The following is a 14679-nucleotide window of genomic DNA, read 5'->3' as shown; positions in this document are numbered from 1 at the left end:
TTTAAGGGAGGAACTCAATCATTTATGGCAATTGAAGTGGGCACCAAGTTAGAAGGAAAGGTGACGGGAATTACTCACTTTGGCGCATTCGTTGAGCTGCCAGAGGGAGGAACCGGCCTCGTTCACATCTCGGAGATAGCCGATAACTATGTTAAAGATGTAAATGATCATCTGAAGCTGGAAGATAAGGTTCTGGTGAAAGTGATCAATGTAGACAAAGATGGCAAGATCGGTCTATCCATTAAACAAGCGGTTGACAAACCTCCTACCGCTGAACGCCCTCCTAGACCACCACGCCAAGGTGGATTCGAAAGAAGAGAAGGTGGCGGTGGCTTCAATCGTGGGGATCGAGGGGGACGCCCATTTAAACCTCCCATGGGTAAAACGTCCTTTGAGGACAAAATGAGCCGATTCCTTAAAGATAGCGAAGAACGTATCTCGTCTCTCAAGAAGAATACGGATTCTAAACGCGGAGGCAGAGGCGCTAGACGCGATTAATATAAGTTCTTTTCTTGCCGCAAATCGACATTGATTTGCGGTTTTGTATGTATTGAGCAAAAAGAGGCTGTCCAATAAGTCCCTAAAGGCCGAGCGGGAAAACGTAAGGTTTTCCGCCAGGCCTTTTTATGTGCCTGTTTTTGTAGGAAGGGAAGGTAGCGCGGCGGATGCCTGCCATTTTCAGTAGATTGGGGGCCAAAGTCACAATGCCTAGCTCGGTGTGAACCTTGTTCAGCCCCCGTAAAAAGAACCGCCGGAACGACCCGGCTGCCCTTGAGGTGACCGAACACGCTCTCTACCTCCACTAACTTTTTTTCTTAGAAATTATTGGCTGAATCGACAGGAAGGGACGAATTCGTCTCTACTCTCTTGTCGCCTCACCGGGAATGGTAGCCCAAAACCAATCGAACTATAGGGAGGGCGCTGTAGTTTTTCGCAGATAAAAGAGAATGAACACTGATTGCTTGTCGGAAATTTCTTTTAATCCGGCACCGCATTCTGACAAACTTCCTGCCGGGCACTCTATATAATTAGGAGCACAAGAAAACGGGTTAGGTGGTGCGCATAGATGCAGAAAGAAACGAAAGCAAATGTGAATGTTCAAAACGGCCATTGGTGGAAGCGTCAATGGTCGGCTCTTACTCGGCAGGTACAGGAAGGCGGAATGAATAAGAAGCTTTCGGAGAATCGCGTGGTGCAGGCGTGGCTGGTCAAGCGCTGGACCATCCTGCTTATCGGGATTGCCTTCTTGCTCGGCAGGGCGACGATCTTGGATGAGCTCTCACCTTTTGCTATTGCCTACTTTGCAGTTTTCTATTATGTACGTAAAGATATGCTCCACTGGGTCGGTTTAGCCCTCTGTGCCGGCAGCTTGCTTTCTACCCATGGCCAGCCAGGATTCATTGTCGCTCAGATGGTAGTGTTTCTGCTGCTGCAGAAAGGTTTGGAGAAATTTGAAAAGGCAGACCTGTCCTATGTTCCTCTTCTGGTAGCCTTTACAAGCTTTTCAGTGAAGCTGTTCTCACATTTAGTAGCCGCTAATGTCAGCTGGTATACCTTAATGATGACGGGGATTGAAGCCATATTGGCTCTTATCCTTACCCTTATTTTCGTCCAGGCTGTGCCGGTATTTACGATGGCGAGGAAAAAGCATAGTCTCCGGAATGAGGAAATCATTTGCTTAATTATTTTGCTGGCTTCGGTGATGACAGGAACCGTAGGTTGGGTTATTGGCGATGTGACCGTAGAACATGTGCTATCCCGTTACTTGATTCTGTTATTTGCGTTAGTTGGCGGGGCGCCTCTCGGGGCATCGGTAGGTGTGATTACCGGCTTGATCCTTAGTCTTGCTGATGTTAATGCTATCTATCAAATGAGTTTGCTAGCCTTTGCCGGAATGCTTGCAGGCTTGATGAAGGAAGGCAATCGTCTGGCTGTAGCTCTGGGAATGCTGATTGGTTCCTCTATACTCTCTATTTATATTGGAAGCCAGTCCACGGTAATGGCATCGACATGGGAATCACTAGCCGCAGTTCTATTATTTCTATTAACCCCGCGAAGTGTAATTCAGACGCTAGCCATTTATGTTCCCGGAACTCAGGAAAATATGAAGTCACATTATGATTATGCGAAAAGAGTACGCGATATTACTGCGGAGAGAGTACGGCAGTTCTCGGAAGTGTTTCGCCAGCTCTCCAGTAGCTTTAAACAGTTAACCTCCGAAGGCTATGCAATGAACCGGGACGGGGAGGTCGAGCAGTTCGTTCAGTTGGCTGCAAATAAATTTTGCGGGAATTGCGGCAAACGCGACATGTGCTGGGGCAGAGATACGGACAGGACCTGGGCCTTTATGACAGAAATGATGAACGCGATCGCCAGTGATCAGGTTCCCGCCAGAAAGGACATTCCCAAGGAATGGTCACGAGCCTGCATCAAAAACGAAAAAGTGATGAACACGATGGTGCAGGAATATCAGATTCACCGTCATAACATGCATTGGAAGAAGCAAATTTTGGAGAGCCGCCAGCTAGTCGCCGACCAATTGACCGGAGTCTCCCAGGTCATGGAGGATTTGGCCAAGGAGATCAAGAGAGAAGGACAGGAACTGTTCCTGCAGGAGGAACAAATCCGCAGTGCCTTGGAGGAGCTGGGCTTATCCATTCATAGCATAGAGATCATAAACCTGGAGGAGGGGAATGTAGAAATTGAAGTCGTCCATCAATATCGAAAGGGGTACGATGAATGCCGTAAAATTGTAGCGCCTTTGTTAACGGACATTATCGGGGAAAATATTGCAGTGAAATGGGAGAAGCCAAATGAAAGCGGTAACGATTATTACACGGTCCTATTCGCTTCGGCCAAAGAGTTTGAGGTCTCTACAGGAATAGCCGGTGCAGCCAAAGGAGGAGATCTGTTATCCGGAGATAGCTTTAGCGCAGTGGAGCTGGGAAGCGGTAAATTTGCTGTCGCCCTGAGCGATGGAATGGGCAATGGGGAAAGAGCCCGGGCGGAAAGCAGCACAGCACTGAATATTTTGCAGCAGCTGCTGCAGTCGGGTATGGATGAGAAGCTGGCGATCAAGTCTGTCAATTCGGTGTTGATGCTTCGCTCCCCCGATGAAATTTTTGCTACCGTAGATATGGCAATTATAGATTTGTATACCGCTCATACTACATTTATGAAAATCGGCTCCACACCGAGCTTCATCAAGAGAGGGAAGGAGATTATTCCAATAATGGCCAACAATTTGCCGGTAGGTATTCTTCAGGAAATTGATGTTGATTTAATTAGCGCTTCTTTAAAGCCGGGTGATATTTTGGTGATGATGAGCGATGGAATCTACGATGCTCCTGGATATACGGTCAATAAAGAGCTCTGGATGAAACGAATTTTGCAGGAAATGGAGGTTGAAGACCCGCAAGAATTGGCAGATTGCTTGCTGGAACGTATTGTCCGATACCAAGATGGCGATATTGAAGATGATATGACTGTTATTGTAGCTAAAATAGACAGATACCAGCCGGAGTGGGCTACCTTTAGCTGGCCTGGCGTGTCCCGGATCGAACGGCCTAAGGTGGTGAGCTGAGAATGGTCAAGAGGCTAGATAACCACCAGCCGATCATTATTGACGATAGCTCATAAAGAGGAAAGGAGGTGATGAAGCTGATCTTTTTATTGGCGCTTCCGGTTTGGGTAGCTGCCGGGTTATATTTAATGGCCACAGGCAGCACGAAGAAGCTGAAGATACTAGGGATGCTGTCTGTTAGCGCCGCAATCATTTTGGGGCTGGTATTCTCAGGCTCGCTGCAGACGGGAGGGGTTACGGATATAGCCAAAAGTGAAAGGCAAGGGGGAGAGCCAGCTGTCCAGGTAGCGCCGAGCCATCAGAAGGCGAGAGAATAAGGGAGTCTTGCTCCAGTAGAGCAGGGCTTTTTTGCTTGGTTTAATTGATTCAAGCTGGCGTGCTCCAAAGGGTAACCGGAAATTCAGGTAAAATACTAAGTTATATCCCTGTTAAAAGCAGTCAATAATTGGTAATGGGCGTGTGAATGACAATGCCATAATATGCTGGTACGCCACGAAAGGGGACTAACCTAGTGAACCAAATTATTCTAGTGACTGATGGCTGTTCGAATGTGGGCGCAAGTCCGGTTGCAGCAGCAGCAAAGGCATATGCGGAAGGAATTATTGTTCATGTCATAGGGATAACCGGATCGGAGGGGGAGAGCGGCTCCGGCTGGCAGGAAATTAGCGATATAGCCAGGGCAGGAGGGGGAATGAGCCGTTTGGTGGTGCCTCATCAGATCGCCGGTACCATGCAGATGATGACAAGAAAAACGGCCGTACATACGATCCGGGACATGGTTAATGAAGAGCTGCGCCAGATCATGGGACCGCAGACGAGTGTGGAACAGCTTCATCCTGAGCGCAGGGGACAGGTGGTTGAAGTGATTGACCGTTTATCCGAATCGATTGATTTAAGGGTGGCTTTACTGATTGATTGCAGTTCAAGCATGCTTCCTAAGATAGCCTCGGTGAAGCTGGCGGCAAGAGACCTTATGCTCAGCCTGCAAGCCCGAAAAGGTGTAAGCGAGCTGGCGGTTTTCCGTTTTCCAGACCCGTCAGGGTGCAGGGAGGTTAGTCTGGAAGTTCCATGGACTCAGCAGCTTGCAAATATGCGGGATTTATTCTATAACTTAAACATGAAAGGAACAACGCCTACTGGCCCTGCACTGCTCAGTGTCATCAACCATATGCTTCAATATCAGGCGGGTGGCCCAAGGTTGAGTGAAGCGGATCAATGGCAAAGGGGAAACCCCTCTGTCGCATTGCCTGACGAAGGCGGGATGTTAAGTGACTATATGGTCTGAACCAGATTTTCCAGCAGGCTATACGATCCATGGGAAATGGAACGGGCGCAAGTACCGGTTTGAGCGCAAGCTGGGTGAAGGCGCGAACGGAAAAGTTTATTTAGTCAGTCAGGGCAGCAAGCGATTTGCTTTGAAGCTTGGCGCCAACACGGTTGATCTGCAGTCCGAAATAAACATTGTGCGCAAGCTGTCCAATTCCTGCAAAGAATTTAAAGGTTATTTGATTGATGCCGATGATACAGAGTCTTCAGGCAAGGTAAGCTCTTTCTATGTGATGAAATATTTTCGCGGAGATTCTCCTCTGCATTTTGTAAGCCAGCATGGGAGTGAGTGGATAGGAATCATCGGAATTCATGTTTTACGCAAGCTTGTTAGCCTGCATCAAATGGGCTACTGCTTTGGCGATTTGAAGATGGAAAACTTAATTACGACCGCTTATGGCGATGTAGAGCTTATTGATTTTGGCGGAGTTACTGAAATTGGAAATGGTGTAAGGCAGTTTACCGAATGGTATGACCGGGGCTCATGGGGAGCTGGCAGCCGGAAGGCGGATGAGCAGTACGATCTTTTTTCCTTTGCTATCATCTGCTGCCAGCTGGCAGGGACTAAACATAGCCTGCTTGGTCCCCAATTGCTTCCGCAAAATCGTACTTTGGAATTGCTGGAGGATGAACTTGAGCGCAATCCGGGACTTGCCAATTACAAAGCCTTTTTGCGGAAAGCGTGGCGGGGAGGATTTGCCTCCTCTAGGGAAGCTCTGGCACACTGGCGGAAGATCCCGCTAGCCAGTGGCCGCAGCGAGACAAGGGCCAAAACCTCGTTCTTGAATCATTGGCTGGGGGCGGGTTTTGCCGCTTCTGTAGTTCTATTTGGCACAGCCCTCTACTGGCTGTGGATTGAAGGCTTGCGATAATTACCGGAAAGGACTATAAAGAAGATGCAGTTGATCCACAAGGTAGAGCAGCTTATTCAGCAAGAAAAATTGATCGCACCCGGTGAACGCCTGGTAGCAGCGGTTTCCGGCGGACCGGATTCGATGGCGCTGATTCATCTGCTGTTACAGCTGGCAAAGACCTGGAACTGGAAGCTGATGATCGGCCATGTCAATCACCAGTTCAGGAAAGAAGAGTCTGTACTTGAGGCTGAGTTTGTTCAGGGCTGGGCCGAGCAGGCCGGCATCCCATGTCAAATCGCTGTTATCGATGTTCCCGCCTATATTCGGGAAACAGGTGACAATGCCCAGAATGCGGCAAGGGAGAAGCGGCTCCAATTTCTTGCCCATGTGGCAGGGCAATTTAAGGCAAGGAAGATAGTATTGGGGCATCATGCGGATGATCAAGCGGAGACAATCCTGATGAGGCTGATTCGCGGGACGGGGCCATCTGGCCTAGCTGGAATGGCTTACAGCCAATCCTGGAATGGCTTGCAATTAGTCAGACCGCTTCTTGATGTGCACAAAGAGGAACTTATTGGCTACTGCAAGGAGCATAAGCTGGAATATCAGCTAGACAGCAGTAACGCCGAACGTAAGTACACCCGCAATCGCATCCGCTTAGACGCGATTCCTTATCTGCAATCCTACAACCCCCATTTTGTTGAAAATCTTAACCGTTTAGCAGGTATGATGCGCGCAGAGGAAGACTACCTGAACAGTGAAAGCGAGGAAGCTTTTAAGCAGCTGGTCCAAAGCGATACAGAAGGTGAGATGTCATTTTCGGCAAAAGCTTTCTTAACTCTACATGTTGCTTTACAAAGGCGTTTGATTAAACTAATATTAAATTATCTCGATTGCTGCGCGGATTCCGTGGATTTCGCTGCTATAGAATCTATGCGGTTGGCGATAGGGAGAAATGCCCCCTCAAACCTGACATTAGATATACATAGAAACCTCTCTTTTTTCAAGGAGTATGACCGTATATCACTAGTAGTGGGATATAAGCCAGCTGCTCTTTTTGAGTATTCGCTGGATTTCACAATGAATGGTTTTGAGATCGCCAATACGGGTAAATATGTGAAATACATGATCTTGGATACCTTGCCGGAGCTGCATAATGAGCTTGCCGGGCGGGCTGCGGTATTTGATTATGACCGTTTGCGTCTGCCGTTAGTTATTCGTAACCGAAGGAATGGGGACCGGATGCAGGTTTTTGGTTTAAATGGCTCAAAAAAGGTAAAAGATATTTTCATCGATGCTAAACTCCCTCCAAGAAAGAGGGATCACATGCCCTTGCTTGTAGATTCAGAAAATTCGGTGTTATGGATTCCTGGTGTTAAGCGTTCCGCTCATGCATCGGTAACAGATAGCACGACCCGTTTTTTATACATAGTCATTAGTGAAGAGCAGTCGGAAATGGTTTAGCATGCGGAAATTTGTTGTCACATAGGATATGAAGTAGGGGGTTGCATCGTTTGCATAACGACATACAACAAGTACTTTTCAGCGAAGAAGAAATCAACCGTAAGGTTGCGGAACTTGGCGAACAGATAAGCGAAGCCTACCGCGGCCGCAATTTGTTTGTCATCTGTGTTTTGAAGGGCGCTTTTATCTTTATGGGTGATTTGGTCAAGCGCATCACCATTCCCATGGAGCTGGATTTTATGGCCGTGTCCAGTTATGGACAGTCAACGAGATCCTCAGGGGAAGTCAAAATCATCAAGGATCTCGACGTTCCGGCAGAAGGGCGGGACATTCTTATTGTAGAAGATATTATAGACAGTGGACTTACTTTAAATTACTTAATCGACACATTAAAAAGAAGAAACGCACACTCTGTTTCGGTTGTAACTCTGTTTGACAAGCCCGCTCGCAGGACTGTGAAGATCGAGCCGGATTACAAGGGCTTTACCCTTCCGGATGAATTCATTGTAGGCTATGGCTTAGATTATGCGGAGAAGTACAGGAACCTGCCTTACGTCGGCATTCTGAAGCAAGAAGTATACTCTGACTAGAGACTACCTTCGGCTGTTCGCTTTGTTTCCCGCTTTGTTGTGAAGCGCAGACCAGCTGTGGTAAAATAAAACAAGTGTGCCGTTTGAGAGGAGGTAGGGGATGAATCGGGTCCTCCGAAATACTGGTTTTTATCTAATTCTCTTTTTAGTCGTTGTTGGAATCTGGAGGTTTATTGGTGCTCAGAACAATTTAGAGGAGCAGATTTCGTACAGCCAGTTCCGCAATGAAATCACGAACGCTGCAGAAGCGGGGGATAGGATCACTGAAGTAACCGTGAAGCCGGAAGGCTACACGTATGTGATCAGGGGTAAATATGAATCGGGTACCAACTTTGTCACCCGAGCCCCTATGGACGAAAGAGTTATTGCACTCATTGAAGAGAGCAACGTGGAGGAAATCCACGAGAAAGCGGAAGAAGGGAGCATTTGGCTCACCTTTCTGACTACGCTTATTCCGTTCGTCATCATCTTCATCCTGTTCTTCTTCCTGATGAATCAGGCCCAGGGCGGCGGCGGCAAGGTGATGAACTTCGGCAAGAGCAAGGCTCGTCTATATAATGAAGAGAAAAAACGAGTCACCTTTGAAGATGTCGCTGGCGCAGATGAAGAGAAGCAGGAATTGGTTGAGGTCGTTGAGTTTTTAAAAGATCCGCGGAAATTCGCAGCTGTAGGCGCAAGAATACCTAAGGGTGTGCTGCTAAACGGGCCCCCCGGTACGGGTAAAACCTTGTTAGCGAGAGCAGTTGCAGGAGAAGCGGGTGTTCCGTTCTTCAGCATAAGTGGTTCCGACTTTGTTGAAATGTTTGTCGGGGTCGGTGCATCCCGTGTTCGCGACTTATTCGAGAACGCGAAGAAAAACGCCCCTTGTATTATTTTCATTGACGAGATCGATGCTGTCGGACGTCAAAGGGGAGCCGGGCTCGGTGGAGGACACGACGAGCGCGAGCAAACGCTCAATCAGCTTTTGGTCGAGATGGACGGTTTTGGCGCTAATGAAGGCATCATCATTATCGCCGCAACGAACCGGCCTGACATTCTTGATCCGGCCTTGCTGCGTCCTGGTCGTTTTGACCGCCAAATTACGGTCGATCGTCCGGATGTCAAGGGCAGGGAGGCTGTGCTTAAAGTACATGCGCGTAACAAGCCGTTAGCTAACGATGTCAAGATGGACGTTCTTGCCCGTTATACGACCGGGTTTACCGGTGCAGACCTGGAGAATTTGCTGAATGAAGCAGCTTTGATAGCGGCCCGCCGCAATAAGAAAGAAATCGGCATGGCAGATGTTGAAGAAGCTTTCGACCGGGTCGTAGTCGGAACTCAGAAGAAAAGCCGGGTCATCAGTGAACGCGACAGAAAAGTTCTCGCCTATCATGAATCCGGTCATGCGATCATCGGTTACTATGCACGTGATGCATGGATGGTTCACAAGGTAACCATCGTTCCCCGCGGCCGGGCTGGCGGTTATGTGATGATGCAGCCCAAGGAAGCTGAAGATCCATTAGTTGTGACCAAGTCCGAACTGCTGGATCAAGTGACAGGCCTTTTGGGAGGCCGGGTTGCGGAAGAATTGTTTATCGGTGAAATCGGAACCGGTGCGTATGATGATTTCAACAAAGCCACTTCGATCATCCGTCGTATGATTGTCGATTACGGTATGAGCGAGAAGCTGGGACCTATGCAATTCGGCAGCTCGCAAGGCCAGGTTTTCTTAGGAAGAGACATTGGTCATGAACAGAATTACAGTGATGCGATAGCTTATGAAATTGATCAGGAAATGCAAAGAATGATTCGTGAGTGTTACGCCAAGGCCAAAGAAATCTTGCAGAAGTATGAGGACAAGGTTCATCTGGTAGCTAATACTTTACTTCAGCGCGAAACGCTGGTTAAGGAACAAATCATTCATTTGATCGAGCATGGCACAGTAGGTGAAGATACAGCCAACGAAAAAGAAAGAGCAGAGCGCTCCGAGCGTTCAGCGAGCGAATCGGCTTATGATGCTTACAAGCGTGAGGAAGAACTCCGGGTGAAAATTCAAGGGCAGAACAAGCAAAAGCCCTCTAATAGATCCGAAGACCAAGATAAAAAAGACGACAGCACCAAGTCAGATGATAAGAAAGAAAATGATGAATAGGAAGATGCCAAGTAATCAGGCAGGAACGCGGATAGCGCTCCTGCCTGATTTTTGTTGACCTGCGTAGAATTTATCAGTAACCATGAGAAACAGCGGGTCAAAGCTTCACTTGATGGGGGATTTATGCATTTTTATGCATTGACACCTTGCGCGAGGTTGTGTAAATTAGGGTTAAACTTGGGGGAATTCTCAAGGAATGCTTTGATAAATTTTATTTTTTTGTACAAACATAATACCACTAGGGGTCATACATTGTTTTTAATTGGTCCCATCTGGGGCTAGGAGGGGGAGTAAGCATGGAGGCTCTTGCTTTGGCAAGAAAAGAAGAGCAGAACCAACAGTTGAAAGAGCGGATCCTTCAGTTGAAGAAGGAAAGGAATGCGATTATTTTGGCGCATTATTACCAGCGGGACGAGATTCAGGAAGTAGCTGATTTTCGGGGGGATTCCTTCTTGCTGGCGCAAAAAGCGGCTTCCACAGATGCCGATGTCATTGTTTTTTGCGGCGTTCATTTTATGGGCGAAAGTGCTAAGATTCTGGCCCCGAATAAGACCGTCATCATTCCGGACGAGAGAGCCGGTTGTCCCATGGCTGACATGGTAAATGTAGACGGCTTGAGAGCTTTGAAGAAGAAGCACCCGAATGCCAAAGTCGTGGCTTATATTAACACCTCCGCAGAGGTTAAGGCGGAAACGGATATTTGCTGCACCTCCGCTAACGCCATAAAAGTTATCGAATCCGTCGATTCCGATGAGATCATCTGGGTACCGGATAAAAATTTGGGTGACTATGTGTCAAAATTCACAGATAAGAAAATGATTATCTGGGAAGGCTACTGCAACACTCACGACATGCTGACTGTACGCGATGTTGAAGAGATGAAGGCCAAGTATCCGGAAGCGGAATTTGTTGTTCATCCTGAATGCCGTCCGGAAGTTGTTAAGCTGGGTGATTTTGTCGGAAGTACTACGGCGATTATTAAATACTGCAAGGAATCGCCGGCCAAAGAATTTATCGTTGGTACTGAAGATGGAACCGGATATCAGCTGCGCAAAGATAGCCCGGATAAAACATTCCATTTTGCAACTAAGTATCTCGTTTGTCCGAATATGAAAGTGAACAATTTAAAGAAAGTGGCCAAATGCCTGGAGACGATGTCTCCTCAAATTTATGTTCCACCTCATATCGCGGATCAGGCCAGGTTGTCTTTAGAGCGCATGCTGCAGGTAAAGTAGCATGCGCTGCTTTCCTTTGTATGCGGGTTTCCAACCATCTGTGGCCTGAATGCAAACTTTCCACCCCAGATTTCCACAAGAATATTAGTCTATTCGGCAAATAACAAATAGCTACGGCAGCGACCGTCTCAGAAAGGAAAGGACAAGCTTTCCGCTGGGCGGTTTGCTGACTATGGGCTCATTTTCATAAAGAAAGGTGAAACGGATGATTCCCCGGTATTTAACTGATATTCATTTGGAGCAGTGGCCCAGCTATGAAGCCGAAGTGTTGGTCGTCGGGGCCGGTATTGCCGGACTGTTCACTGCAATTAAAGCCGCTGAAAATCGCAAAGTATTGCTAATCACTAAAAAAACTATTATGGAAAGCAACACCCGCTATGCACAGGGGGGAATAGCTGCAGTCATCTCTAAAAATGACTCTCCAGCCTATCATCGCCAGGACACCTTGATAGCCGGGGCTGGTTTATGCGACCCCGAAGCGGTGGATGTTCTCGTTCATGAGGGCCCGGAAGGTGTGCGCGACTTGATTCATATGGGGGCCCAGTTCGACCAGGAGAACGGGGAATTGGCTTTGACCCGCGAAGGAGCCCACAGTCAGCGCAGAATCCTGCATGCCAACGGTGATGCGACTGGCTTTGAGATCGTGAGAGCACTCTCTGAGAAGGCTATGAAGCATCCAAACATTGAAGTGTGGGATGACCATTTTGTTATCGATTTAATCTCCGAGGATGGGGAATGTTACGGTGCTTTGATTCAGAAACCGGACGGCAAACAGCTCTTTGTCAGAGCCCAAGCGACTGTGCTGTGCACAGGCGGGACAGGTCAATTGTACCGATATACAACCAATCCGGTAATTGCGACTGGAGACGGTATTGCTCTGGCTTATCGCGCAGGCGCCTTAATTCGTGATATGGAATTTATTCAGTTCCATCCTACAGCTCTAGTATACCCGGGTGCTCCAAGATTTTTGATTTCCGAAGCTGTCCGCGGAGAAGGGGCTGTACTTCGCAACATTCATGGGGAACGATTTATGCAAAATTACCACCCTCAACTGGAGCTTGCGCCGCGGGATGTAGTAGCCCGTGCGATCGTCCGGGAGATGGAGAAAACCAACTCGACCTTTGTATTTATTGATTTTACGCATGAGGCTGCCGATAAAGTTAAACAGCGATTTCCTACCATTTATGAATTTTGCATTTCCTACGGGCTCGATCTGGCTTCAGACTGGATACCTGTAGCCCCTGCCGCACACTATATGATGGGTGGCGTCAAAACCGGGCTGATGGGAGAAACTTCGGTGAAGCGGCTATTCGCCTGCGGCGAGGTTTCATCGACAGGTGTGCATGGAGCCAATCGTCTGGCCAGCAATTCACTATCTGAAGCAGTAGTATTTGGGAGACGCATTGTACAGGAGATTCTTTCCCTTCCGCCGCTGCCCTCAACTCCTGTTATTTCTTACACGAAGAATGTCAAGGATACAAGTACGCAGCCCTTTATTGAGAAGCGGCTTAAGCTGCAAAAAATTATGCTCCGTTACGTAGGGCTGTCCCGAAATGCTAAAGGATTGGAAAAGGGATATGAGGAGCTTCTGCGCCAGCTGCCTATCTTTGACAGCTGCCTCACCAAACGTGAGGAGTATGAATTTGCCAACCTGCTGACCTGTGCGCTGCTTGCCGCAAAAGCTTCTCTAATTAGAGAAGAAAGCCGCGGCGGCCATTACCGGGAGGACTTTCCGAAAAAAGATGATTTGCTCTGGAGAAAGCATATCGTATTCAGTCGTAAGGACGGGATTCTAGAGGAGTGGATGAACTAATGTTTACAAAAAACGAAACTTTTGCTGATCAAATTCGTCTCTGGTTAAGAGAGGATATTGGCAGTGGGGATGTAACAACCGAAGCAACCATTCCTGTTGAAAGTCAATCGGTAGGGATCTTACATGTGAAGGAAAGCGGGTATATAGCGGGACTGCCGGTTGCCGAAGAAGTGTTTCGTATAGTTGATTCTTCACTGCAATTTAATGCCGCCATAGCAGAAGGCGATTTTGCTGAAAAAGGGACGATCATCGCCAAGGTGCAAGGAGCTACCCGGAGCATACTGACAGGCGAGCGGCTCGCCCTCAATCTATTGCAAAGAATGTCCGGGATCGCGACCCGCACCAGACAGTTCGTGGAACAAACCACGGGGACAAAGGCTCGTCTTGTCGATACGCGTAAAACAACACCCGGCCATAGGATGCTGGAGAAGTACGCTGTAAAAGTAGGCGGCGGGCATAACCACCGCTTTGGGTTATACGATGCGGTGATGATTAAGGATAATCATATCGTAGGCGCAGGCGGAATAGCTCCGGCTATTCGCGCGGCTAGAGCTTACATTCCCCATACGATGAAAATAGAAGTTGAAGTGGAAAACCTCGCCCAGCTGGAAGAGGCGCTGGCTGAACAGCCCGATATCATTATGCTCGATAATATGACACCTGAGCTTATGAAGAAGGCCGTCCAGCTAAGCAAGAGTCATTCCCCCCACATCATTATTGAGGCCTCGGGCTCAATTAATTTGGAAAATATTCGTGCCGTCGCGGAAACCGGAGTCGATGTAATCTCGGTTGGCCGATTAACCTACTCGGTGAATGCGCTGGATATCAGTCTGGACTTAAATAAGACAAAGGGGCAGCAGGTATGATATTAGTTGTCGATGTGGGCAATACCAATATCGTTCTAGGCATTTACAAGCAGCAGCAGCTTCTGCATCATTGGAGGCTAAGCACCAACCGGACCGCTACGCCGGATGAGTACGGCATGACGGTTTATAATTTATTCCAGCACGCTGGACTTGATTTAGCGGATGTCGAAGGCGTAATCATTTCCTCTGTAGTCCCTCCACTTATGTTTGCCCTTGAGCAGCTTAGTGTTAAGTATATTAAGAAAACTCCTTACGTAGTTGGTCCCGGTATAAAAACCGGACTAAATATCCGTTATGAGAACCCAAGAGAGGTCGGAGCTGACCGGATTGTGAATGCTGTGGCCGGAATTGAGCTGTACGGTACGCCGCTCATCATTGTAGACTTCGGCACGGCAACCACCTTTTGTTATATCGATGAATCTGCACAGTACATAGGCGGGGCCATTACCCCGGGTGTAGGGATTTCCACTGAAGCGCTCTATCAGAGAGCGGCCAAACTTCCGCGAATCGAACTGACGAAGCCGAAGTCGATTATTGGCCGCAATCCGGTGACTTCCATGCAAGCGGGAATTATATTCGGCGCCGCCGGTCAAGTGGACGGAATCGTCGGACGAATAAGAGATGAATTTGGAACTAACCCTAAGGTCATAGCTACTGGTGGATTGGCGGAATTGATTGCCACTGAATCTAGAATGATCGATGTGGTGGACCCGCAATTAACTCTTCAAGGATTGCGGATCTTGTATGAAAGGAATTCCCCCCAGTCTTAAAAATCAGGAACAATGCTAAGTAACAAGAACAGAACAGATAAAAAAGC

The 14679-nt window shown here is 48.0% G+C and carries 12 protein-coding genes; all 12 read left to right on the top strand.

Translation table 11 applies throughout. From position 1 onward, the window contains the following. The first annotated feature begins 24 nt into the window (after nucleotides 1-24). Nucleotides 25-498 (top strand): S1 domain-containing RNA-binding protein, encoded by a 474-nt coding sequence (locus PSHG_RS24795; protein WP_010279355.1) that lies wholly within the window; start codon nucleotides 25-27, stop codon nucleotides 496-498. A gap of 568 nt (nucleotides 499-1066) precedes the next feature. Continuing rightward, entirely contained in the window at nucleotides 1067-3583 is a 2517-nt protein-coding gene (gene spoIIE, locus PSHG_RS24785; RefSeq protein WP_010279352.1) for a stage II sporulation protein E, read from the top strand. 68 nt (nucleotides 3584-3651) lie between these two features. Continuing rightward, nucleotides 3652-3900: a hypothetical protein gene (locus PSHG_RS24780; protein WP_148497860.1), complete on the top strand. Its 249-nt coding sequence runs from the start codon at nucleotides 3652-3654 to the stop codon at nucleotides 3898-3900. Between the two features lie 194 nt (nucleotides 3901-4094). Beyond that, nucleotides 4095-4868, top strand: a complete 774-nt coding sequence (locus PSHG_RS24775) for a vWA domain-containing protein (RefSeq protein ID WP_010279347.1) — start codon at nucleotides 4095-4097, stop codon at nucleotides 4866-4868. Further along, on the top strand, nucleotides 4852-5781 hold the full coding sequence (locus PSHG_RS24770; RefSeq protein WP_010279345.1) for a protein kinase domain-containing protein: 930 nt from the start codon (nucleotides 4852-4854) through the stop codon (nucleotides 5779-5781). Before PSHG_RS24775 ends, PSHG_RS24770 begins: the two co-directional genes overlap by 17 nt. 24 nt (nucleotides 5782-5805) lie before the next feature. Then, the gene (tilS, locus tag PSHG_RS24765) at nucleotides 5806-7227 is read left to right on the top strand and encodes a tRNA lysidine(34) synthetase TilS (protein WP_010279342.1); all 1422 of its coding nucleotides are present in this window, start codon (nucleotides 5806-5808) and stop codon (nucleotides 7225-7227) included. Between the two features lie 50 nt (nucleotides 7228-7277). Continuing rightward, nucleotides 7278-7817, top strand: coding sequence for a hypoxanthine phosphoribosyltransferase (gene hpt, locus PSHG_RS24760; RefSeq protein WP_010279341.1), 540 nt, complete (start codon nucleotides 7278-7280; stop codon nucleotides 7815-7817). 100 nt (nucleotides 7818-7917) lie between these two features. Next, entirely contained in the window at nucleotides 7918-9948 is a 2031-nt protein-coding gene (gene ftsH / locus PSHG_RS24755; protein WP_010279339.1) for an ATP-dependent zinc metalloprotease FtsH, read from the top strand. A 296-nt stretch (nucleotides 9949-10244) separates the two neighbouring features. Then, entirely contained in the window at nucleotides 10245-11183 is a 939-nt protein-coding gene (nadA, locus tag PSHG_RS24750; protein ID WP_010279335.1) for a quinolinate synthase NadA, read from the top strand. A 205-nt stretch (nucleotides 11184-11388) separates the two neighbouring features. Beyond that, nucleotides 11389-12996, top strand: a complete 1608-nt coding sequence (gene nadB, locus PSHG_RS24745; RefSeq protein ID WP_010279333.1) for an L-aspartate oxidase — start codon at nucleotides 11389-11391, stop codon at nucleotides 12994-12996. Next, nucleotides 12996-13862: a carboxylating nicotinate-nucleotide diphosphorylase gene (gene nadC, locus PSHG_RS24740; RefSeq protein ID WP_010279331.1), complete on the top strand. Its 867-nt coding sequence runs from the start codon at nucleotides 12996-12998 to the stop codon at nucleotides 13860-13862. The genes nadB and nadC overlap by 1 nt, the downstream gene beginning before the upstream one ends. Next, nucleotides 13859-14632: a type III pantothenate kinase gene (locus PSHG_RS24735; RefSeq protein WP_010279329.1), complete on the top strand. Its 774-nt coding sequence runs from the start codon at nucleotides 13859-13861 to the stop codon at nucleotides 14630-14632. The genes nadC and PSHG_RS24735 overlap by 4 nt, the downstream gene beginning before the upstream one ends. Nucleotides 14633-14679: the final 47 nt, after the last annotated feature.

Origin of the sequence: Paenibacillus senegalensis JC66 (assembly GCF_000285515.1) — a bacterium.
GTDB lineage: Bacteria > Bacillota > Bacilli > Paenibacillales > NBRC-103111 > Paenibacillus_L > Paenibacillus_L senegalensis.
This window is presented reverse-complemented; position numbering and strand designations above follow the sequence as displayed.